The organism is Pseudomonas sp. FP2196 (genome assembly GCF_030687715.1).
Lineage (GTDB): Bacteria > Pseudomonadota > Gammaproteobacteria > Pseudomonadales > Pseudomonadaceae > Aquipseudomonas.
On record NZ_CP117445.1, the window covers coordinates 6069822 to 6093218 of the forward strand.

Genomic DNA, 23397 nt, shown 5'->3' on the forward strand with positions numbered 1-23397 from the left:
CGAACACAAAATTAATGACACTCCCGTGGCGGCCAATATCAAGCTGCCGAGATGAGCCGAAAATCCTTTCATCTAGTAACTCCTTAATGGAAGACCTAAAACCGACGGTCCCCGGCTCATCCCTTGTTACCCGGATTGACCAGACTCAACTCACCATCCCGATACACCACCTCACACCCCACCCACGCCGGATCAACCTGCGGCATCACCGCCGACGGCTTGCGCAACTCACGCAGCAAAGTCGAGCCATGGGACAACCGCCCACCCATTCGCGCAATCACCGCCCGCGCGGCTTGATAGTGTGCGTGACGCCCCGGATCGAGCGTGTCCTCCAGCAAAATGTCCTCCCCGAGAACACCCAGCACCTGCCCCGGATAAATCATGAACCCGGTCGCCAACTCCGCACCTTCGCGACCGTCCTGCCAGAAGCTGCCGTCGCGGCTTCGAATGTCCGGATGCGGCGCGAACCAGTGCTCGCGATCCGCCAGCGGCATGGCGTGGTGCAGGCGGAAGAAGATGCGCATGAGGTTGTCGCGGTACCACTCGCGCACTTGCAGGTAATAACCGCGTAGGCCCGGCAGGCCGCTCGAATGGGCGAGGCGGATCAGCCCTGACCATTGCGGGAATGGTTGTAATGGCAGCTCACTCGACGCGGGTCGAGGCGTAGCGGGATCGGTTTCCCACGGCAATCGATGCGGGCTGTTTTCGAGGTTGTCGTACGCGGTCGGCGGGCGGCCCAGCCAGTCGCCGCCACTGCTGGCCAGCGCCGTGGCGATGCACAGATTGCCTTGCACCACGAACACGTAAAACCGGGTGAACCAGTCCGCCAATTGCTGACCATCGGCAGCTTGGCCAACGAGTTCGGCCAGCTCCCGGTCGAACCGGTGTAAGCCGCTTTCAAGGTTCAGCAAATGCCCGCGAGCTTTGCGTTGCATACGCAAAAACAGCGGCAACGAGCGCAGCATCTTCAGTGGCTGCCACGGCAGATGCGGGGTCGCGCCGCCGACTTCACCAGCGTAGTTATCGGCGCTGATGCCCCAGTCGGCGAGTCGGGCGAGGAACAGATCATTGTTGATATAGGACGCGCCGCCGAACACGGCAGTGAACGGCTCGTTGTCCTGCAACACTCGCGCATCCCACCGCGCCATGATCGCCGGAATACTCGCTGCCGCGCGGCGCTGAGCGTACTCGACAAAAACGCTCGGTTGCGGCGGCAGGATCTCGGCGATATTCGCGGCGGTGAGGTGCCGGCGCCAGCCGTAATCGCTGATCGGCCGGTATTGCAGCAGCCACAGTTGTGAGCCGTCCCAGGCCCATTCGACGTCGCCGGGCACGTAGTGGAACACCCGCAACACGTCTTGCAGAAATTGCCATAGCCGCTCTTCGGTCAAGCCGTGGGATGGCGTGAACGCGCCGCTGCGCCAGGCATCGCCAACCCGCGAAAGCGTTGCCCGCGAAGGGCTGACGTGACCGTCGGCCAGCGATTCGAGATGGCCTTCAACCCATTCGAGTTCTACCGAAAGATGGCGCACGAAGGCAATCCCGGACACTACCGGGGTGATGAAGCGCTGCACCACCACTTCCTCGACGCCTTCAGCAGTCAATTCGGCGATGCGTTTCGGCACATTGGCGGGCGGCTCGCGCAGATAGGTTGTGCTCAAACCGGCATTCGCCGAATCGGCCTGATCCTCGCCATAACTGGAGGAGCGCACCGCCCAGGTCACATCGGGTTGGGCGGCGAGAAACGCAGGCAGACGCGGATCAGCGCAATCGTTGAGCGTCAGTGCCGCCGGCACCGGTTGCCGCGCCAGCTCAGCCAGGCGCAAACGCCCGCCCTTGGTGTGCGCGACAAACCCGCGCTCGCCCGACTCCAGCCACTGCGCGAACTGCGCGGGCGAGTCGATCCACGGGTAATGACCCCAACCGGGTTTGAGGCTGATGGTCAGATCGGCGCGGGCAAGAATCGCCGACCATGCCGCCGCTTGCTCGATGCCGAGTACGGCGTCCTGATCGCCCCAAACCAACTCGACCGGATCGCTGATCCACTCCAGCAGCGGCAACGCGGTGTCGGCGCGAATCAGATCCCAATGCGGCACGAACGCACGGCAGCGCGCATAACCGGCGCCCATGCGCTGGTACTGCGGGGGCGTCCAGGTCTGGGTGGAAAACTTGCGCGCGAACAGCGTGGGTTTGTTCGACAGCAGCCAGTGAATGGTCTTGCGGATCGGCAGCGGCGACATCAACGCCGGCAGCCGACGTTGCCACAAAAACGCCCCGACCGGCGCCAGCAAAACGCTGCGGGAAAAATGTCCGGGCCGACGCTGCAACGCGTGCAGCACCAACAACGCATTGACCCCGACTGCCATGATCGCGCTGCCCTGCTGCGTCATCGCCAGCAACGTCTGCGCGTAGTCCGCCAGATCCTCGCAGGGTGGCTGCGGATTGGCGCCGAACCCCGGCAACTCCAGCGGCACCACGTCGTAGCGCTGGAAGTGCGGCAGCGCGTCATCCCACCAATCGGCGGCGCTGCCGTTGCCGGCCAGCAGGTAAATCAAGGGCTTGCTCATGGACGATCCTCAGGTCAGATCGCGCAGAGCGGCGTCGAGGGTGGGATAACGGAATGTGTAGCCGGCCTCGGTCAAACGCTGCGGCACCACGCGCTGACCGTCGAAGAACAACTCCGCCATCTCCCCGGCCAATGCACGTACTGGCGCGGCGGGAATGTGGAACCACACCGGACGCTTGAGGACTTTGCCGACATGGGCGGCGAACGCGGCCTGACTGACCGTTTCGGGCGCGACCATGTTGTAGGTGCCGCACAGACTGTCGTCGTTGAAAGCCCGCGCGATCACCTGAAGCACATCGTCGCGATGCACCCAGCTCATGATCTGCCGACCATCGCCCATGCGCCCGCCGAAGCCCAGGCGAAACGGAATCAGCAACGGCGTCAACGCACCGCCCGGGCCGAAGACCACGCCGAGGCGCAGCACCACCTGACGCACGCCAAATTCCGTAGCCGGTTGCGCGGCGGCTTCCCAACGCGCGCAGAGTTCGGCCATGAAGCCGTCGCCCTTGCTGGCGTGTTCGTCGAGGTTTTCGCTGGCATCGCGCACGCCGTAGAAACCGATGGCCGAGGCTTGAATCCACAGGGCTGGTTTGTGCTTGGTGTTCTTCAGCCAGGTCATCAGCGCTTCGGTGGTGCCGACTCGGCTGGCGAGCAGTTGCGTCTGACGCTTGGGAGTCCAGCGCGGGCCGGCGACGGGTGCGCCGGCGAGATTGATGATTACGTCGAAGGCTTCGTCGTGGCTGAGTTCGCTCAGGGACTGCACGCTGCGAACGCGCCCGTCGAACAGATTGGCTGCTTTTAATGGATCACGTGCCAGCACACTCACGGTGTGGCCGGCGTCGAGTAATTGGTTGATCACGGCTTCACCAATAAACCCGGTACCGCCGGTGATCAGCACACGCTTGTGGGCGCTGCCGGCAAACGGGTTGGACGTGCTCTGAGTCTTTACTCGAGGGGATTTTCGACGGTCATGCCGATACAGCCAGACCAGCGGCGGCAACAGCAGCAAAAGCGCAAAACCGTCGAGCCACAGGTGCGACCAGACCTGTTGTTGCGCTGAGAGCCACATGTCCTGCGGCGCCCATAACAGGATGCCGGCAATCAACCAGCCCCACACCATCGGCGCTTTCGATCGATTGCCGATGTGCACCAGCGCGAGCATGTACAGCGAATAACTTTGCAGCGTCGCGCCGAAGAGTGCGAGCCACCAGACCTGTTGTTCGTGGCCGGCGGCGGGTACTGCGTCGGCGCCCCAGAATGCCAGTTCGAGAACTTGCAGATAGCCGTCGAGTAAACCGGAATGCCCGGCCCAGGTCAGGGTGAGACCGGCGAGTATGTGCACGATCGCGGCGGCGTATAGCCACAGCACTAGCGCGGGGCGAAGCGAGGTCGAGGGAGCTGGCATTCCGTGTCCTGAGCGCATTCCTTGGGGGTGGGGAGTTTAAAGGAAAATCGCGGTCGTCAGATGCTCAAGTATTAAACGTTCAAGCGCTGCGGATTCTGGCTCAGCGCATATGAAAACGCGTTAGCCATGGTGGCGGAACGCGTTTGATCACATCGAGGTGAAAAGGCGTCGGGCGCTGTAAACGCCCTTCTTCACTTAACCGCACCAAAAGCAGCTGCTGGCCACTATCGGTTCGGCCACTTCGGACTGAAGTCGCTTAATCGCATTGATGCCCGAGTCGTTACCTTTGTCGGCAGCAAGCTGATAACAGGCCAAGGCGCGAGGAGTATCTTTCTTTCCTAGATCGCCGCTTTTCCAATAATCGCCTAACGAAACGAATGCGTGCGTTGATCCCATGGTGGTAGCACGAATCAACTCTTTTTCAACGTCCAGCGGGCGCTGGCAGGGTCCTGAACTGGCCAATTCATTGCCAAAACAATAGAAGCCAGCCAACGACTCAGCACCGCTTGGTGAATCAACGGCTGCTGCTTTGAAAAGAGCCTCAACTTTGCCGTATTCCAATTGCGGGGCCATACCCGACAGACTCAGCCCAGCCGCAGCCGAACTAGATATAGGATCGCCTGAAGCGGCCGCGCACAGGTAATTTTCCAAAGTCGCCTCAAAAAGTTCTCCTGTCAGCCGGTATTGCTCAAGGCCGCCCAAGCCAGCAAATCCTTGTCCGCGCTGCCAACAGAAATTCTCTGCACGACTCATTTTCCGCGTGCTGGCTACAGAAAGCTCTTTTTCAGGAATCGACCAGTCCTCAACCCCATCAAGCGTCCAGCAGGACTTCCGAGAAAAGTTGAAAATCTTGATATTGCTGTTGCCGGCGCGTTTATCCACAACGTTAACGTGGCGGTCATCCACCTTCTCGATCTCTATTCCTTCCACTTTCCCATCGGGCACAGCCACCATTAAGGGAAACGCCATATCGCGTCCCACCTCCGCAGTAACGTAAGTCACAATCCGCCCTATATCCGACGTCCCCTTTAATACCAGCAGCTTCACGGCCTGCGCAGTTAGTCGCTTCTGCGATTCGACATTAGCGGAGAATGCTGGAAGAAACTGTGCAAAGTCTTGCGTAGGGCACGAGCCACGTCCAATTGTCGGGCCACTCCCGGTATCAGACGCGATATTGTCCAGAAACGCTGACCGATCACGACTCATGCTGGCGATGCAATTGTTCACCGCTGCCACATGCGCCGAAGAGCCCGGTTTCGTCTCCAACGCATCGACCTGGCAATCGGTATCGCGCAGTTTGATCCAGGCGCGCTGAGCCTCCTGAACCGTTGCCTTTTGGCTCGCCGCAAGAACTGGATCGGTTTGATACCCACCCTCGAGCCGAACCATCAGTTCTTGATAACTGGTATTCAACTGCGTATCTGCTGCAGCCTTGGCACTCACAGAGCATCTTTCACTCTGAGAGTTCGTAGTGATCTCGGCACATGCATCGTCAGCAAATGCATGTCCCCCCAACAGAGATAAACCACCAATCAACACGGCGGGCAGCACCGGAATAAGATATTTACTCAAGGCAAATTCCAACAATATTTTGCGAAAGTGTATTTTTAAGTCGTGCTTATTCTTCAAGAGAGATAGCCATTTCCAGAGTAGATCCATTCAGATAAACGACCGCTTCGCGCCCATTAATATCGACAGGAGTAGGATTCTGGATCATTCCTTCATCGCTAGCCTTCGCAATTTTTGTTAACGTCTTATCCGCAACATTGGCACGCCAAATAGTTTCATCACCATTCTTGAAATAAAACGTCGGCCGTGACTTGCTCCAAATCGGAGCATATATATTCCAACCGGGCTCGGGCCGACCAGCCTGCGCTATCGTTTCATACCCTGAGGTGTGCGAGTAGTACGCTTGCAATTTTCCATACTCACCACCCCAACCGAATGTCAAACCACTAACAGCATTTTCATCAGTATTTGGCCACTGCTGGAACAGCAAACTGCTTTCCAATGGCGGAGATTTTGAACCGAGCTTATAAACCATCCCCCGCAGCTGATTCTTAGAGAGCTGCTGTCGATAGTAAAACGCCCCATCCAAAATTCCCGCGAATCTTTTCCCTTCGTCGTTTGAACCCAAACTCAAAGCACCATCAAAACCGATATCTTTCGCAATCGTGTGCAATACCGGCTTGTCGTTGCGATCAACGTATTCATATAGATTACCCCGGTACGCAATCATCGCCGCATCAAAATGCCCTTCAAACACGATGACATGCAACATGCCTGAAATTGTTTCAGCTGAGATCAAAAATCGTTCGACAGCCCCTTTTTCATTGGGAAGCCATGCTAAATCAACGACCTTCCATGAGCGTTCAAACTGTGTGTACGGCTTATCACCCAACATTAATTTAATATCTTTCTGAGTTGGCCTAGGCGCAATAGGAACCGGCGACAGAAAGCGTATCTGCTGAACATAAGAGTCCTCTAAGCACTCCACTGACTCACAAGAATTACGCTCTGACTCAAGCCAATCACTTTCGATTATTTGTAAAGCTCGCCGATTTTTTATCGGTTTTAAGACCTCACTGAGCTTTTCGTCCATTGCGGACAAAGAAGGAGAACTACAAATTTTCCTTTCTACTTCCGTCGAAGCTTTGCGACAGTCGAAACTCGCAGAAAATGCGGCAGAACTGAATAGCAAAAAGGTTAACGATAAAAAGCAGGGGAGCGAATATAAATTCTTCATTGAATCAGTCATAAAATAAATTTTTCCACCATCTGAACAAAGGCGAACAAAGGGGACAGATTTATTTTGTCTCAACGATAAAACCATCGGATAAATAAATCCGTCCCCTTTACCCGCCCTTTACCCTCTCCGATATACAGAGTTCAACAATGCATCCGCGTCAGGAACCATCAGATCAAGAACACCATTTCCCGAGGGAAACCACTCAACGTCCGCCAATGCCTGTTCGCTCTCATTGTTCCAATTGTAGAGGCCGTTTTCTTCGATCTTCAGTGTGGCGGATCGCTGATGGTAAAAAATAGGGACAGACTACTAAAAGGTGATCTGATCCTATTCACCACTCTGCATCAACGCGACCAGCAATCAAAAAATCGGAATCTGAAAACGCATTCTCCCCATGCACCGATCTTTAGCCTCGCCGAACAACCTGGATGTTATCGCGCAGTTTTCTTCTGCATATCCTTTCCAAGCCGATCCGAAATCTTCGTTACCACCGACAAACTTCAAAGCTTCCGAATAGTTCATAGCGGTGGCTTTTTCATTAACTAGCGATACAGCCTTATAAAAACCATCCCCTATGACTCCGGTCCGAAGATAAACAAGTTCAGCCACACGGAAACTCGTCAACTGTTTCTTACACGACAATTGTTCAATCGGAGACTCTCCGCCCTCTTCATCATCGTTTTTGCAGTATTCATCCCTAAGGATTATCCATTTTTTTTGCGTAGAAAGCAGCTCGGCCCTAGTTGATGAATCGAGCTCGGCAGACAAAGCTTTGTATTGTTCATTCAGGACTTTATCAATTTTATCAAACGATTTCTGAGAGCAGCTGATAATGTCAGGATTCGTTGAATTAACCGAGCTACAATCAACATCGGCCGACGCAGCGCCGGTAGAAAGAAATACGACCGATAAAACAGAAAAGACTTTCTTCGTCACTTCCAGCAATTGCATTTCAACGCCTCCTCAAAAAATACCGCTTCTTTTTCACGTCTAGTGGCTACACCGACGGTATTAGGGTCATTTTCCCAAAGCCGCTTCATGCTACGTAGCCGGGATGGAATCAGTTCGGGCTTATCGTTATCGAAATCTTCTTTTATCTGTTTCATCTCTAGCCGCTTCAACGCCTTAGCGGGCGTATTCCCTGATAAGGAATTGCCCCGATTCACTACAAGAGAAAGTAATACACCCTGACAATCCGGATGCAAATTTATAGCTTTAGGATATACATCAACAACTTGTTGCGCATACCGTTTCTTCATAATAACAGCTAACTTTAAAGCATTATCCTTACTGATGGATATCGAGCTGACGTTGTGCACATAATCGCGCGCATCTTGACCTTTCTTGCCAAGAGCTCCTTTTAATCTTTCTATTTCTTCAGGGGTATACAGGTCTTTAAGCTCCGCATCAACTCTCGCTGCTGTTTGCTGCCCAAGATCGTAACCATAACCTATCGTTATTCCACTGCTATCATCAGGCAATGCATATGGATGTTCTCGATAAGCTTCGATTGCCAACAGAAATTCAAATAGTTTCTTCGATACTACATATGGCCCAACTGTTGTGCCGAGGGTATAGACTTCGGCCTTGCACTTCTCAGGGCAGCCGGACAAGAAACCACCCAACAAACCAAGCAAATGAATATGCTGAACATTATTATCATTGGTTATGCCATGTTTCCCGACCAGCTTATCCCACCAACTCAAGCGTTCAATTCGAAGTTTTTCTTCCACCCACTGCTGATGAGGATCCGAGACACTATGCCCAATCAGCTCATCCAGCGAATCCCACTTTTCTCTTTTGAACTGCCACTCGCTTTCGTAACGCGTAACCATTTGGGATATCGGCTGAGAAAACCAAGGCTTGCTTAACGCTTCTTTGATTTCCGCAGGCGTAAGTTTTTTGTCGCCGTTTTTATCAAGCATTTTGTACAAATGCTGCTTAGCGGGGCCGTCATTGGCATTTCCAACGTTTGGCAAATATGCCGCTCGCTCTTCCTCGGTCAAATTTTCCTGAGCATGGAGAGATGCAGCGAGGTGGTCCGCATTACTGACAGTTTCCTCGATGAAACTGAAACCTTCCCACTCAAAGGGTGAATGCCGCGATAACTTGGTATCTGGCTCTGCAAACCATCCATTGAGCTCATTCCCGTCGGCATCACCCAATACCCCGTCCAGGCGCCACCACAACGTATAGGTAGTGCTTCCTCCCATGACGACAGGAACCTTTATTTTTCTCTCAGCCGGTAAAGCTTCCAGCACTCCGACAGGAACCAGAAAATCATAACCAACCGTTTTGTGCGGATCAGTCACTTTAGGTGGATTGGTAGAACCCATTCCCTCCACGTGAGTAACCACCACGCTGCCTTTAGGAATTTTCACTAACGTTTTTTCAGCTGCTGGCAGTCCCGCAGCCTTCTCTTTGCTCAGCGCGGTAAAGGCCTTCACGTCTTCACAGCTGAACAGCTCAACGTGCAGTAGATTGTTGGGGGCCGAATCGGAGTGATTCTGATACTTCCCTACATGTCCAATCAGACTGCCCGCGGTAATCGGGAATGGAGTCGCCAAGACATGCACGGCGTCCTTTTCTGCTGGCTCACTCTTGGCCTCAAGTAGCCCTTCCCAGACATATCCAAGCACCTCCCCCGCTGCCAGCGGTGGAACAGCATTCCCGCTGACGATCTCCAGCAGTTTCTGGTACTTGCCACGCGTACCGTCGTTTCCGATTTTAACTTGCGTACCGTGCGGCAAAATTGCTCTCACAGCGCCTGACTGGCTGGCAGAGGCGCGCACAACAAGACCTTTCTGAGGCGGAGTCATTGGGTCTTTGGCAGCAGCACCAATGACGTAAGTATTGGTCGTTGGACCTGCGGTCATCTCTCTTTTGAACACCCAGCCTGTACCGGGCGGCAGGTCGCTACTGGCAGGCGTGACGCTAACAACCTTGAGCCAACCATTGTGCTCTTCGCCTGTCTCGACAATCGTGCCGCGATTCAAGACTGTCAAGACCGTTGCATACCCGGGCCTTCCTCGTGGTTCCTGGCGGACACGTAAGCCCAGGAGTTCGTCATTGGCAGTTGCCTTCACCTGCAACGTACCGCCGCTCCAAAAGGCCGGCCGCGGCAGTGCCGGAGTTTCTTCGTAGCTTTTCCATTGCAACAAATGCATGTACAGACTGAAAAAGGTAAGACTCGGGGCGGGAACGGGTGCTGCAGGAGGGGATCCCGCTGGTACCTGTGGCGCTGGCGGCATCGGCACTTCCAATCGATGTTTGACCAATACAAAGCCAGTGGAAAAGTCGGACTGGGTTGTACCGAAATTTGACTTGGGGTAGATGTTATCGATTCGATAGGCAACCACTTCCCCGTCCGCTATGCATCGGACTTCTGTCGAGTCCTGCACCAGACCCGAATCTTGATCGAAATGCACACCACCATGCCAAAGCCCATTGGCCCCCAACGGATAGAAGCCGTCCTTCGCTTTGGCTAACGCCTTGTAGAACTGCTGCGGATCGGTCGCTTCAGCTGTCCCCACTTTCAGGGGATACGACCATTTTTGAATTTTGTTTGTTGTCTCTGTCATTACCAATTACCTGAATTCTGATCCCTGGTGGCTTGGATTGCCGTCGATGTCTTACCCGGAAAAATTGAGCATGCGCTTCGGTTTGCGTTTGATCTTTTCCTCAGACGCATTCAACAACGCCTGATCCATCAAACTCCCCGCCTTATCCTTGTCCGCCGCCCCCGGCAGCACCGGCGGTTTAATCCCGATCCCGGTGCCGGAACCAGCCGAACCACCCGCATTGATCTTGATCACCGGCCCAACCACCGTAACCCCACCGCCATCAAGCTTGATAAAGCTCCCACCGCCAAGAATGGTCAGCTCTGTCCCCGCCTCAATAACGATCTTGTCCCCAGCCTTGAGATGAATCTCTTTCCCCACGCTGGTGAGCTGCGCAGTCCCCAACTTCACATGCTGGTTCTGCCCAATCGTCAGGTGATCATCCAGCTTCGCTTCAATCTTGCGGTCGGAAATCGTGGTGCGGTGTTCCTCGGCCTTGAGCTCGGTGTAGGTGTTCTTCTCGACGGTGTCGTGGCGTTCATTGCCGACCCGAATCTTCTGGTCGTGCTCAACGTTCTCATCCCAATCGCGCTGCGCATGGATGTAGATCTGCTCCGCACCTTTCTTGTCTTCAATACGCAGTTCGTTGTACCCACCACCACCCGGCGAGCTAAGCGTTTTGAACACGCTGCGCGTCTTGTTCGCCGGCAGTGCATACGGCACCGGGTTTTCTTTGTGGTACAGGCAGCCAGTCACCAGCGGTTGGTCGGGGTCGCCTTCGAGGAAGGTGACGAGGACTTCCATGCCGATGCGCGGGATGGAGATGGCGCCGTAGCGGTCGCCGGCCCAGGAGCTGGAGACGCGCAGCCAGCAGCTGGTTTTGTCATCGGCGAGGCCTTCGCGGTCCCAGTGGAATTGCACTTTGATGCGGCCGTACTGGTCGCAGTGGATTTCTTCGCCTTTGGGGCCGGTGACGTGGGCGGTCTGGCTGCCGAGGACGCGGGGTTTCGGGTGTTCGAGGGCCGGGCGGTAGAACACGTCCCACGGGGTGGCGAGGAAGGTGTTGCGGTAGCCCTGGTGGAAGTCGTCCTTGTTGTCGGTGGTGTCGCTGGTCACGCCTTCTTCGAGCACTTGCGGCTGTTTGCCTTCGTGGACGATTTCGGTGAGCAGCCACAGGTCGTTCCACTCGGTGCGCGGGTGGTCGGACATTTCCATGAAGTGGCCGCTGACCAGTTTGGTCTGGTCGCCGCGACCTTCGGCCTGGCGGTAGTCCGCGCGGTGGCGTTCGAGGGCGCGCTGGCTGAGGAACTTGCCGCGCGCACGCTCGATGAATCGGCCGGGGTAGTCGTAGTCTTCCAGGTCCGGCTCAGTGCTTTCACCCTCCGGTTTGTAGGCCGCTTCCATTTGCAGGCGCGGCTTTTCGAAATCGTAATCGCGGCGGGTGACGCGGCTGGTGCGGGTTTCCAGACGCAGTTTGAAGCCTTTGATCACCGGTTCGTCGGCGACCATACCGCTGCCTTGCACATAGGCGGTGGGCTGGCCGAGTTTCTGGAACACGGTCTGGTCGTCGCCGAACACCAGCAGGTGACCCTTGTCGCTGTGCTGGAAGTGGTAGTGAATGCCTTCCTCTTCGCACAGGCGCTGGACGAAGTGCAGGTCGGTTTCGTCGTACTGCACGCAGTAGTCGCGATCCGGGCACGGCTGGCTCAGCTGGAAGCTGTAGGCGTTGCCCTTGATGCCGTGTTCTTCGAGGATCAGCGCGATGATTTTCGGCGCCGACATCTGCTGATAAATACGTTGGTTGGTGCGGTGATGCAGGTATTGCAGTTGCGGCACCATCGATACTTTGTAGCGGGTCAGGCGCTTGCCGGCATCGCCCTGGGCGACGCGGTAGATCTGGCCGTGGATGCCGCTGCCCTGCGGATCGAACGCCAGGAAGGCCTGCTTGTGCAGGAGCTTTTCCAGGTCCAGATCGGGGTTTTCGCTGACCAGTTCGAGGTCGAAGCGATACGGCTGGCTGATGCCTTCGGTGCCGGTGAACGACAGCACTTGCAGGTCGCCGACATAGTCTTCAACCGTCAGGCTGAAGTGGGTCTCGTTAGCTGAGTTGAACATAAAGTGCTCCCTGTTCGAATGTCATCCGTTATGCCCGAAACCGCAGACGTTGCAGCCAGGATGAAGTGGCGCCCAAGGCGTCACGCAATTGTTGGGCAGTGATGGTGCGCTCTGCCGGGTCGAAGCTCAGCGCGGTTCGCAGCGCTGGCCAGCCGTGTTTCGGTAAGTTCGCCGGGGCTTGCAGCTCAAGCTCCAGATGCTCGTCGCGGGCCTGGGTCGAGGGCAAGCGGCGGAACGGGTGTTTGCCGCTCGCCAGTTCATAGATCACGCAGGCCACGCCGTACACGTCCGCGCTGGCCGACAACGGTTGGCCCTCAAGCAGTTCGGGGGCGGCGTAGCCCGGGGTCCAGGCGTTGAAGCGCTCGCGGCTCAGGTGCGGCAGGCCGGGCAAGGTGCCCTCTTCTGCCTGGCCCAGACCGAAGTCGAAGAGGCGCAAGCCGTCTTCGCTGAGCATGACGTTGCTCGGTTTCATGTCACCGTGCAGCACGCCGCGACGGTGGGCATAAGCCAACGTGTCGAGCAGCGGCAGCACGATGTCGCGCAGTTCTTTCCACGGCAGGCCGAGGGGCCGCTCGCAGAGCAATTTGTCCAGGGTCAGGCCACGCATGTATTCCATGGTGATGAAGGCCCGCTGGCAGTCAGTGTCGACTTCAAAGGTGTGCGCACGCACAACGTTGTCGTGGCGCAGGCGTCGGGTCAGGGCGAACTCGCTGTAGAGCAAGGCACTGGCGTCCGGCGATTCGGCAAATTCTTCGCTGAGGATTTTCAGCGCAATGTAAGGGTCGGGATCGCCGAACTGTTCGTGCAGCAGATCCCTTGCCCGGTAAACGGCGCCCATGCCGCCCGCCCCGAGCAGACGCTCGAGGTGGTAACGGCCGGCGAGTACGTCCGGCAGCGCACCGATGCTGGCCTTGGTTGGGGCCAGCGCAGGCTCTGCGTTGTTGGACTTGGCGAAGGCGAAGTAGGTCAGGTTGTTGGCCTGTTCTTCGCTTATCAGCAAGTCATCGATTGGCGATTCGATTTTGCTCATTGGCGGATCACCACGGCAGTCAGGTTGTCGCGAGCGGAGCCCCGCAGGGCGCCGTCGAACAAACGTTCCAGCGCCACATGCGGCGCACTCAGACTGAGGGCGGTGCCGAGGGCATCGCTGCTCAGGCCCTGATACAAACCATCGCTGCACAGCAAAAACGCATCGCCCGGATAGACCTCAAGTTCCAGTACATCCAGGGTCAGTGTTTCGGCCGCGCCGACGGCTCGGGTCAAGGCCTGAGCCGCCGGGTGCGCTGCCGCTTGTTCGACGCTCATTTGTTGCTCGTCGATCAGTTGCTGCTGCAGCGAATGGTCCTTGGACAGCTGATACAGCCGCTGCCCGCGCCACATGTAGCAACGACTGTCGCCGGCCCAGATGCAGGCCGCACGATTGCCTTCCACCAGCAGCGCCACAACGGTGCTGCCCATGATGCTGTCGTGACGTCCGGCGGTGACCGTCAACTCCTGCCCCAAACGCCGGTTCAGCCAGTGCAGGCACTGGCGGATGGCTTTGAGGCGTTCGTCGAAATCCTCGTGTTGCGGCAGTTCAGCCAGGCTGGCGACGATCAACTGGCTGGCAATGTCGCCACCCTGATGACCGCCCATGCCGTCCGCGACCACCCACAGCCCCTGCTGTGGTGAGTCAAGGAAGGCATCTTCGTTGCGCGCCCGCACCTTGCCCGGGTCGGTACGCGCCGCGCTGCGCCAGGCACTGGCCACCAGCATCAGAGCTGCACCGGCATACGGAAGGTGCGCAGCACGCCGAGGTCGAACGGGTTCGGCGAGCGTTGGCTGGTCAGCAGGTAGTTGGCGCGCAGGCCACCTACGTCAGCTTTCAGCACCAGCACGTCGCGACCGCTCAGGTACTCCGTCTGCATCAGGTCGAACAGACGGAACAGCGACCATGGGCCGGAGTTCTTCTCGATGCCGATCGGACGACCGGCCATTTTGTCCATGACCAGACTGGTGCGACCGTCTTCAGCATCGGTCGGCCACTTGAACGACATTGGCAGGATCGGACCGTGACGGTATTCCATGGTCTTGTCGCCGAACTTGAACTCGGAACGGCTGACTGCCGGATCGAGGGTGTACGGCTCAAGCTTGAACTGCACGGTCGGTTCGGCCGGGTTTATCGAGAAGAAGCTCTGACGAATCGTCAATGCTGCAGCCATCTGATCGAGGTAGACCTTGGACACCGGCAGGCTGTGACCGTCGACGCTGCGCATCCGGTAGTTGCCCGGATCACCGCTGACGAACGGACGCAGGTAGCTGTCGAAGAAGCGGTCGACGGTACCTTGAGCCCGGAAGAACTCGCGGAAGTCGCTGATCGCTACGTCGCTGGTGCTGCTGGCGCTGAACGGATAACGCTTGCTGATGGTTTTGCCATACACGCTGTACAGCTCGTTCTGATAACGGCCGTTCAAGTATTGGTAAGCATCGTTGAGCACCAGGCGCCAGGAGTCTTCGGCCAGCACGTTGAACCACACGCTCAGCGGACGCGGCAGGCGACCGGAGGCGGCACGCAGGTTGGTCAGCGCATCACGCTGGCCGCTCATGCGGGTTTTCGCCAGTTCGAACGCGGCTTGTTCCGGTGTGCTGGAGCGGGCCAGACCGGACAGTTGCAGTTGCAGGTCGTTGAGCGCGCTGAGGGCCGGGGTCAGATCAGCGGCCGGGCCATTGTTGTCATCGAGCAAACGATGCAGCGGTTCGAAGCGACGTTGCAGGGACTTCTTGGCGGTATCCGGCAGGTTTTTCGCGACGTTCAGGGCCGAAGCCTTGTCCGCCACGGCCGACGCCAGTTTGCCGACTTTGCCAATCTTGCCCTTCTGGCCGGCCAGCGCATCAGCGGCATCACCGGCTTCATCGACCGGATCGGCGGCTGCTTCGAAGCGGGTGTTTTCGCGTACCTCGGTCAGCAATGCCAGTACTGGCGAGTTGGCCGAAGTCAGGCCCGCCAATTGCTCGGCGCCTTCACCGGCGTCGCTGATCGGCGGCAAGGCCACCTGGCCAACGGCCTCGCTCCAGTAGTTGGCGTAGTCGCGGAAGTACAGTTGCTCCAGCTCGACCATCAGGCGACGCAAGTCCATGTCGCTGATGCCTACGCCTTCGCCCAGTACCCAGTTGTCACGCAGGATGTCGGTGACCAGGGCCGAGCCCTGCACCGAGAAGTACTGCTGATAACCCTGTTGGGTGTAGAAACCCGGGATCACGTACTCGGTGCCGATAAACAGCGAGCCCTGTGGGCCGAGGTGTTGGCTGAAGCGGTATTCCGGCAGGTTGCGCGCTTGCTCGCGGAGCATGCGATAGACCACGGTCGCCAGCGATTCGGCGCGCAGAACCTGACGTGCCTGAGTCACCAACTGATCGTTGAGCGGGTAGATGAACGGCTGCTTCAGCAGGCGTTCGAGGTGGGTGTTCAGACCGTTCTGCACCGCGGTGTTGCCGGTGTAGCGCTGCGACCAGTCAGTGGCGACCCAGTCCTTGAGCCATGCGGCGTCGCGACGATCCTTCATGTTCAACATCAGGTAGGCACGCAGGCTGTTCAGCAGCTTTTCGCGGTCCTTCATGTTGGCGCGGATCTGCCCTTCGAGCATCGTGGCAACTCGTGGCAGCAGTTGCGTTTCAAGCTCGCGCTCGTAAGCCACTTTGACCACTGGATTGACGTCTTCGCCCTGATACAGGCCACCACGTTCGTGGTACGAAACGTCGCCCTTTTGCGGGAACGTCTGCGTCGCCGCGTAGCTGGTGTCGAGAGTTTTCAGCGCGCCCATGGCGTCATCACGCGGGGTCAGTGCCGAGCGCTGCTGAGTCCAGTTCTGCGCCAGTGTGCGCAGGTTTTCCAGCCGCTCGTAGTTAGCGGAGAAACCACCCGCCCAGAGCATGCCGAACAGGGCCAGTGCCGCCAGTGCGCCGACGTACAGCGCACGTTGGCCCCAATGAATGCGGCTGCGTTCGCGCTTGTCCAGACCGGCCAGATCGGCCTCGGGGAAAATCACCTGGCTGAACAGATGATGGATGAAACGCGAACGACCGCTGCGCAACGTTGGCAGCACACCGGCATTCATGCCGAGGCTGGCGCCGATGCCGGCGGTGGTCGCGTCCATTTCCTGAGTCAGGTGCGGTGCGCTGGTCAGGTAGAAACCACGCAGTTGCGATGCACGCTGATAACGGTTGCCGGTGAACGCCATGTCGACGAACAGGCACAGGCGCTCGCCGATCTGCCCCAGTTGATGCGGGAAGTCGAGGATGCGGCCACGGCGCTGGGTATCGCGCTCGGAGTGCATGCGCATGATCACTTGGCTGTTGAGGCGACGCAGCAGTTCTTCGAACTCGTTGCGCAGCACAGCTACGTCGGTGCCCTGCTGATCCTTGCGGAAACTGGTGCCCAGCACCTGATCGCTTTCTTCGCGGGTCAGTTGATCGAAGAACTCATCGAAGCCCAGCAGCTTGTCAGCCTTGCTCAGCACCAGATACACCGGCACGTCGACGTGCAGCTTCTGATAGACGTCTTGCAGACGACCGCGCACCTGGCGCGCCAGGGTGTCGATGTCCTGTTCGCTGCCACCGGTGAGGGTTTCCACCGGAATGGTCACGAGTACGCCGTTCAACGGACGGCCGCGACGACGCTTGCGCAGCAGCTCCAGTAAGGTGCGCCAGGCACTGCCGTCAACTTCCGCATCGGGCTGGGTGGTGTAGCGCCCGGCGGTGTCGATCAATACACCGTGGTCGGCAAAGTACCAGTCGCAATGACGGGTGCCGAGGGTGTCACGGGTCAGCTTGCGGTCGATCTTGTTGATCGGGAATTCCAGACCGGAAAAGTCCAACAGGCTGGTCTTGCCCGAGGCCTGTGGGCCAATCAGCAGATACCACGGCAAGTCACTGCGCCAGCGCTCGCTGCGGCCGCGATACAGGCTCGAGGTCTTCAGGGTTTTCAGCGCGTCTTTGAAGCGCGCCTTCAACTCTTTCTGCTCGTCGTCGATCAGCTCTTCACGGCGGATACGATCCTGGCCGTCTTCGGTGGCTTCGACTTCTTTCTTGCGTACACCGGCGCGCCAGCTGACGAAGACCATGGTCAGGCCCCAGATCAGGAACAAGACGCTGATGGTCAGCAGGCGCGAGGTCGCGCTCTCCCAGAACTTGTAGTCATCTACCGCCAACAATGGACCTGCGAACCACACCAGCAGCGCCACGAACAGCACCAACAGCAGGGTCCAGACCCAGGTCTGGCGCAGGAAGGCGCCGACTTTCTTGAAAAACTTTTTCATCACACGTCCCTGTTTACGGCTGCGACTGCGGTTGAACCGCGGCTGGATCAAGCGGCTGATAAGGTTGCAGAACGGTGTCGCGCTGCTCGCCCAAGACCCAGGCGAAGCCCGAATACATCACCACCAGACAGACGAAAGTGAACAACACCACCATCCACGCCGGCACGATGCGCACCAGGTTGCGGCGCTGATCGTTCAGGCCTTCCCAGTGCGGCGACAACTCGCGCGGCACGTCGCCACGCAACTGACGGATCTGGCGATACACGGCATCGCGGATGCCCTCGAGTTCGAGCATGCCGCGCGCTTGTACGCGGTACTTGCCCTCGAAACCGAGGGACAGGCACAGGTACATCAGCTCCAGCATCGGCAGGTGTTTGACCGGGTTCTTCGACAACCGATCGAGCAACTGGAAGAACTTCTCGCCACCGAAGGTTTCGTTGTGGAAGCTGCTGAGCAGGCTCATCTGCGACCACTCGCTTTCGTTGCCCCACGGCGTGGTCACGACGGCTTCGTCGACCACGGTGCAGAGCACGTAACGCGCGGCCATGACCTGGCTGCTTTCGGCGCCGTTGTGCAAGGCGCGCACTTCAAACAGCTTGAGCCCGGCGGTCAGGCGCTCGTTGAGCGCGTACAAATCTTCGCGGGTCTCGCTGTGTTTGAGGCGCACCACTTCCGAGAGCAGTTCGGACGACGCCGCCACCAGCGAATTGAGGCTGATGTTGAACGCTTCCGCCGGACGCAGGCGCGCGGCGTAGATCATGCGTTCTTCCAGTTGCTCGAAACGCGGCGGCGCGGCGAAGTCGGTCAGCGGACTGGCTGCCGGTCCGTGGCCCTGACGATCGAGCAGGACGGTTTTGTCGTCCTGGTTGTAATCCGTTTCCTTGATCATGTCGGTCAGTTCCTGATGGCCCAGAATTTCAGTTCAAGCTCGGCGAATTCGCCGGACACGTGGAACGCGAAGCCGCCGGAGCGCTCGAGTTGTGCCAGGTCTTCGGAACTGAGTTCGAGGATGAAATAGGTTTTGTTGGAGTGGAACGCGATCTGCCGCGGGGCCACCGGCAACGGTTTGACCTTGATCCCCGGCAAGTGCAGGTTGACCAGTTGGCGGATGCGCTCCACCGGGCCGACCTTGAGGTGCGCCGGCAAGCGGTGGCGCAGTTCTTCGGAGTCGCAGTTGGCACTGGCCGCCAGCACGAACGAAGCCGAGCCGAGCAGTTTGTGGTCGTGCAACGGCGACACGATGATGCCGTACTGACGCGCTTGCAGGATCAGTTCGATGGCGTGCTGTTCGAGCACCATCGACAGTACCTGACGAATCGCTTCCATCAGCTTGCGAAAGCTCGCGCCCTGGTCGGCGTGGGAGTAGCGGCTGTCCAGACGCGGGCGTTTGCTCTCGCCGGAGAAGGTCGCCAGATCGCCGAGCATGGTCAGCAGCGTGCGGTACAACTCTTCCGGATGCACCTGCTCCAGACCCAGATAGTGACGCAGCAGCAGTTCGGTGCGGTTGATCAGTTGCAGCATCATGAAGTCACCGACTTCCGCACCGCCGACCTTGCCGTTGGAGCGAATCCGCTCGGCAATGGTGTCGCCACGGTGGCTGAGCATGCTGATGACTTCTTTCAGGCACGACAGCAAATAGCTGGAGGCGTGGGCCTGAATGTAGGTCGGCACGAAGTCCGGGTCGAGGCTGATCACGCCGTCGGGCGTGGTGTCGAGCACGTCGCAGATCTTCAGCTTCACGTAGGCCTGATCGCTCTGCTGCTCGCCGAGCAACAGTTTGAAATCCGGGCGACCACAGCTGACCTGGCTGGCGGAGTCGTCGCCGGCGTTGGAGTCGGCCACTTCGGCGTCATACGCGGTGTAACGCGCGAGCACGTCGGATTGCTCCGGACGGCGCGACTCGATGTGGTTACCGGTAACCAGCGGCAGCGCCAGATAGATCGGCGTGTTGCCGGTGTTCGGCGGTACGTCCAGCGCCAGCGGTTCGGTGTTGCCACCGAGTTCGAACAGGCTGCCGTCCGGCAGGATCCCCGAAGCTTCACTGATCACCAGTTTGCCCATGTTGAGGAACTGCAAGTCGATCTCCAGATTGAGGAAACCCCAGGTGTAGCCACCCAGCAACTGGGTGCGGGTTTTCATCTGGTGATCGTAATAGCGATCGTTGTGCTGGAAGTGCTGCGGACGCAGCAGCATGCCTTCCTGCCAAATGACTTTATGGGTATTCATGTTCAGTCATCCGCCTTGGCGAGCACTTGATTGGTGTTGCGGATGCCGGTCTGGTCCAGAGTCAGATCGACTTCGGTGACTTCCAGCGGAGTGATCTGAACCGTGTGGCGCCATTGGGTTTCCGGCAAGTCGCGGTAAGCGGCGAGAACGCCAACATAAAGGCTGCCCTCTTCCACCTTGAGCTTCATCTCCACGGTTTCACCCGGGCGCAGTTCGAGTTCTTCGCTGGCCACCAGATCCGGGTTGAGGGATTCCTTGGCGCGCTCGTAGAGGCTGAAGAAGTCAGCATTCTCGAACGTCACCGGGTGCTTGAGTTCGAACAGGCGTACCACGATCGGTGAAGGACGGCCGTTGAGATCCGGGTTCAACTGATCGCTGCCGGTCAGTTTCAGATTGATCTTGGTCACTTTCGAGTACGGCGACAGCGACGAGCAACCGGCGAGCAGCACCAGCACGGTGAGCGCAGTCAGCGTCTTGAAAAAAGCGGTCGAGCGGCGAGACATGCGCATCATCCTTGGTGGTCGGTGTGGAGGGTGGAGATCAGGCGGATCTGTTCTTCGTAGGCTTGGGCGAAGTCGCGGGCCAGCAGACGTTCGCTCCAGTCATCGTCCTGGCGCAGCGCCTGGTGATAACGGCCGAACGCTCTCCAGCGCCCGCCGGACGTGGCGATCAGCGGCTTGTTGTCGCGCTCGAAACGCAGCGTCAGTTGCTCCGGCGAGAAGTGCTCCAGCGTGCCGCGCACAGCGGCGCGGCTGGCGGTCAGCAAAGCCACCTGATGCGCCTGCAGGTCACGGAACGCGCGGGAGATGGCTTGCTCGGCCGGCAGATGCCCGGGCTTGCTCGGCTGCAACAGAATCTGCAGTGCTTCGCTCGGATCGACAGCGAATTTCAGCGGGTTCTTGTTGGTGCCTTGCACGGTGGTCTGGGCCAGACGCAGTTCATTTTTCAGCTCGGAACGGGTGCGCAGGCTCTGCTGCAAACCGCCGACGCTCTGACGCAGCAGACGCGCGGCGTTCAGCGCCAGGGCTTCACGTTCGTCATGGCTGAGGCCTTTGACATCCACGCCCAGCGCAGCACCGAAGTGCTCCCAGAAACCTTCGCTCTGACGCTCGACGGCTTTAGGCGCCGGAGCAGGCTCAGGTTCGGCAGGCGCGGCGATCAGTTCCGGCACCATCAGGCTTTCCATGTCGATGCGCGCGTAGTCGGCACGCTGACGGGAGTCTTCAGGCTTGGTGTTCGGCGCCAGCAGTTCGTCGATTTCCGAGTAGACGCGCTCTTGCTGTTCGAGGGCGTTAAGCGGATCGAGATCGAGGAACGCGTCGTCGGGGATGATGCTGCCAGCGGCGCGTGGACGGCCGACTTCACCGTCGAAGGTCGCCGGGTCACGCACAAGCCGTGCGCGGATCTCGAAGTCACCCAGCACGTAGGTGCTGCCGTGCTCGATGCGCATCGGTTCGCCCTTGTGCAGGCGTGCGCCGCTTGTGCCGTCCTGAACACCGTTGCTGCTGGTGTCGGTCAGGAAAAACGTGCCTTCGCGGTAGCTGACAATCGCGTGATGATTGGACAGATGACGCTTGCGGTCAGGGATGATCCAGTCGCAGTCCTCGCCCCGCCCGATCACGCCGCCAGCCTGTTTGAAGGTCTTCTGGCACAACTCGGTGGGCACGAACTGCTTGGTGTTCAGCATTTCGAAAACCAATTCCATGTTTGATGCTCCTTGCGGTCACTTGCCGCGATTGACCGCTTGCGGATCACCCAACGGGCGATAGTCGTTGTCGTTGAATTTGTAATTGCCGCTACAGCCGCCAAGGCCGCATAGAACGACGAGGGTCAGCAGGACAGCGTGCCAGTGACGAACAGACATCAGAGGGTCTCCAGGGGTAGACAAAGCACAAAGCGCCGACCCTTGCGGGCGGCGCTGAAATTGTTTTTTTGTGGGGAAATCGATGATTTTGGCCTACCCATCGAAATCTCCCAGATTGATGTTCAACCGCCCGAGGCGGTACAGCAGCGTGCGCCGGGGCAGGCCCAATTCGCGGGCGGCGAGGGTCTGGTTGCCGTCGTTTTTGCGCAGGCAATCGAGCAGTAAAGTGCGCTCGACCTGTTCCAGGCGTTCGCGCAGATTCAGACCGCTGCTGTCTTCAGGCATCGGCTCCATGCGCAGGGAAAAATGTTCGGCGAGCAACTCGCCGCCCTCGCACAACAGCACCGCGCGTTCGACCAGCGCCTTGAGTTCGCGAACGTTGCCGGGGAAGGTGTAACCGCACAGGTGTTCGAGCGCCGCGTCCGACCAGCGCACCGGATCACGCTGCAAGAAGGTGCAGGTCTTTTCGGCGAAGTGCCGAGCCAGATCGAGGATGTCGCCTTCGCGCTGGCGAAGGGCCGGCAACTCGATCGGGAATTGCGCGAGGCGGTAGTACAAGTCCTCGCGGAATTTGCCTTCGCTGACCAGCACCGACAGATCGCGGTGCGTCGCGGCGATGATGCGCACGTCGATCTTGTGCGTGTCGTTGGAACCCAGCGGACGGATCTCGCCCTCCTGCAACACGCGCAGGATCTTGGCCTGCAACGACAGCGGCATATCACCGATTTCGTCGAGCAACAGCGTGCCGCCGTTGGCCGCGTCGAACAGCCCGGCGCGGTCGCGATCAGCACCGGTGAAGGCACCTTTGCGATAACCGAACAGTTCGCTTTCCAGCAGGTTTTCCGGGAACGCCGCGCAGTTCTGCACGATGAACGCCTGGGAACGACGCGGGCCGCAATCATGAATCGCCCGCGCCACGACTTCCTTGCCGGTACCGGTCTCGCCGCGCAACAGCACGGTGTACGGGCTGTGCAGGACTTTGCTGATCAGCGAGTAGGTCTGACGCATCGCCGCGCTTTTGCCGATCAACCCGTAACCGCTGATGCTCGGCACACTGCGCAGCGCCGGTTCCATTACATCCAGCGGCTGACGCAGGCGTTGCAGCAAATGCAATTGCCCCAGCACAAACGAGCCGAGCTGGCCGAGCGAATCAGCAAAGCCCTGCAGGTCGGTGCGATGACGACTGGCACACAGCAGCAAGCCTTCGACAGCCTTGTGCTGATTGACCAGCGGCACGCACAACAGCGACTGCCACGGCGCCGTCGCGGCGGGCAGGAAACTGGTTTCGTGCAGGCTGCCACTGAGGTCGTCGAGGCACACCACGCGGTTCTGGCACAGGGCGAATTGCAACAGTTGCTCACCGTTGTAATCTGCCGGCAGGCTCGCGGCCTGACGCGGTTGCAACGCCCCGTCGAGGTACTCGGCGTTCATCCCGAGGCACGTGTGGGTGGCGTCGAGCAGATACAGCTGCGTCAATTCGCAACCACTCAACTCGGCCAACCCACGCACGAATTCACCCAGCAACGCAGCACCGTCCGCCGCCCGCGACAGACTGGCGAACTGCGCCAGCAACGCTTCGGCATAGACCAGCGGCTGCGGCACTTGAGTGAACATCACG

General features: G+C 58.6%; 16 protein-coding genes. All 16 read right to left on the reverse strand.

The window, feature by feature from the left end:
• Window positions 1-116: 116 nt before the first annotated feature.
• Window positions 117-2567: an alpha/beta fold hydrolase gene (locus PSH79_RS27365; protein WP_305440500.1), complete on the reverse strand. Its 2451-nt coding sequence runs from the start codon at window positions 2565-2567 to the stop codon at window positions 117-119.
• Window positions 2568-2576: 9 nt separating this feature from the next.
• Window positions 2577-3971: a TIGR01777 family oxidoreductase gene (locus tag PSH79_RS27370; protein ID WP_305440501.1), complete on the reverse strand. Its 1395-nt coding sequence runs from the start codon at window positions 3969-3971 to the stop codon at window positions 2577-2579.
• Window positions 3972-4166: 195 nt separating this feature from the next.
• The gene (locus tag PSH79_RS27375; RefSeq protein ID WP_305444109.1) at window positions 4167-5543 is read right to left on the reverse strand and encodes a lysozyme inhibitor LprI family protein; all 1377 of its coding nucleotides are present in this window, start codon (window positions 5541-5543) and stop codon (window positions 4167-4169) included.
• A gap of 46 nt (window positions 5544-5589) precedes the next feature.
• Window positions 5590-6804, reverse strand: coding sequence for a lysozyme inhibitor LprI family protein (locus tag PSH79_RS27380; protein ID WP_305440502.1), 1215 nt, complete (start codon window positions 6802-6804; stop codon window positions 5590-5592).
• A 276-nt stretch (window positions 6805-7080) separates the two neighbouring features.
• Window positions 7081-7671: a lysozyme inhibitor LprI family protein gene (locus PSH79_RS27385; RefSeq protein WP_305440503.1), complete on the reverse strand. Its 591-nt coding sequence runs from the start codon at window positions 7669-7671 to the stop codon at window positions 7081-7083.
• Complete coding sequence (locus tag PSH79_RS27390) at window positions 7653-10301, reverse strand: pesticin C-terminus-like muramidase (RefSeq protein WP_305440504.1); 2649 nt, start codon at window positions 10299-10301, stop codon at window positions 7653-7655. The genes PSH79_RS27385 and PSH79_RS27390 overlap by 19 nt, the downstream gene beginning before the upstream one ends.
• Before the next feature lie 51 nt (window positions 10302-10352).
• The gene (locus PSH79_RS27395; protein WP_305440505.1) at window positions 10353-12395 is read right to left on the reverse strand and encodes a type VI secretion system tip protein VgrG; all 2043 of its coding nucleotides are present in this window, start codon (window positions 12393-12395) and stop codon (window positions 10353-10355) included.
• A 28-nt stretch (window positions 12396-12423) separates the two neighbouring features.
• A complete protein-coding gene (locus tag PSH79_RS27400) occupies window positions 12424-13425 on the reverse strand; it encodes a serine/threonine-protein kinase (RefSeq protein ID WP_305440506.1) in 1002 nt (333 codons plus the stop codon).
• The gene (locus tag PSH79_RS27405) at window positions 13422-14150 is read right to left on the reverse strand and encodes a PP2C family serine/threonine-protein phosphatase (protein WP_305440508.1); all 729 of its coding nucleotides are present in this window, start codon (window positions 14148-14150) and stop codon (window positions 13422-13424) included. The genes PSH79_RS27400 and PSH79_RS27405 overlap by 4 nt, the downstream gene beginning before the upstream one ends.
• Window positions 14150-17689 carry a type VI secretion system membrane subunit TssM gene (gene tssM, locus PSH79_RS27410; RefSeq protein WP_305440509.1) on the reverse strand — a complete coding sequence of 1180 codons (3540 nt, stop codon included), beginning with the start codon at window positions 17687-17689 and terminating at the stop codon, window positions 14150-14152. Before tssM ends, PSH79_RS27405 begins: the two co-directional genes overlap by 1 nt.
• A 13-nt stretch (window positions 17690-17702) precedes the next feature.
• Window positions 17703-18578, reverse strand: a complete 876-nt coding sequence (gene icmH / locus PSH79_RS27415) for a type IVB secretion system protein IcmH/DotU (RefSeq protein ID WP_305440510.1) — start codon at window positions 18576-18578, stop codon at window positions 17703-17705.
• Window positions 18579-18583: 5 nt separating this feature from the next.
• Window positions 18584-19915 carry a type VI secretion system baseplate subunit TssK gene (gene tssK / locus PSH79_RS27420; protein WP_095187889.1) on the reverse strand — a complete coding sequence of 444 codons (1332 nt, stop codon included), beginning with the start codon at window positions 19913-19915 and terminating at the stop codon, window positions 18584-18586.
• A 2-nt stretch (window positions 19916-19917) separates the two neighbouring features.
• Complete coding sequence (tssJ, locus tag PSH79_RS27425; protein ID WP_166221888.1) at window positions 19918-20418, reverse strand: type VI secretion system lipoprotein TssJ; 501 nt, start codon at window positions 20416-20418, stop codon at window positions 19918-19920.
• 5 nt (window positions 20419-20423) lie between these two features.
• Window positions 20424-21620, reverse strand: a complete 1197-nt coding sequence (tagH, locus tag PSH79_RS27430; RefSeq protein WP_305440512.1) for a type VI secretion system-associated FHA domain protein TagH — start codon at window positions 21618-21620, stop codon at window positions 20424-20426.
• A gap of 18 nt (window positions 21621-21638) precedes the next feature.
• Window positions 21639-21779: a hypothetical protein gene (locus PSH79_RS27435; protein WP_003229566.1), complete on the reverse strand. Its 141-nt coding sequence runs from the start codon at window positions 21777-21779 to the stop codon at window positions 21639-21641.
• A gap of 93 nt (window positions 21780-21872) precedes the next feature.
• On the reverse strand, window positions 21873-23393 hold the full coding sequence (locus tag PSH79_RS27440) for a sigma-54-dependent Fis family transcriptional regulator (RefSeq protein ID WP_305440514.1): 1521 nt from the start codon (window positions 23391-23393) through the stop codon (window positions 21873-21875).
• Window positions 23394-23397 lie beyond the last annotated feature (4 nt).